The sequence below is a fragment of the Aquabacterium sp. A08 genome, assembly GCF_011742065.1.
Genome location: NZ_JAAQQT010000113.1, coordinates 1 through 350 on the forward strand (window position 1 = coordinate 1; position 350 = coordinate 350).

Sequence of the window (350 nt, forward strand, 5' to 3'; positions counted from 1 at the left end):
CGGATCAGGTCGTCCGCCGGGCGGGCCTGGTGGCTCCAGCCCAGGTGGCGGGCGATGCGGCCTTCGGCCAGCGAGGGCACGGCGCCGGGTTTGCCCGTGGTCTTGGCGCTCTCCGACAGCTCCGGCTCCGGCACCACCAACTTGGCGTCCAGGATTTCCAGCGCGCGACCACGGAACACCGCCAAGGCGCGGTGCGAGGGCACGCGGGCTATGGGTTCGTCGTAGTCGAAGTAGTCGCGGAACTTGGCCACGTCGGGGTCGTGCTCGTTCTTGCCGTCCACCTTCTGGCTTTGCAGCAGGCCTTCCTGCCACAGCCATTCGCGCAGGCCCTGCACCAGCGTGGCGTCTTC

1 pseudogene is annotated in these 350 nt (G+C 69.4%); it reads right to left on the minus strand.

Going from position 1 to position 350, the window contains the following annotated elements:
• Window positions 1-350 (minus strand): annotated as a pseudogene (locus HA630_RS00645) (RNA-binding transcriptional accessory protein); the annotation flags it as partial.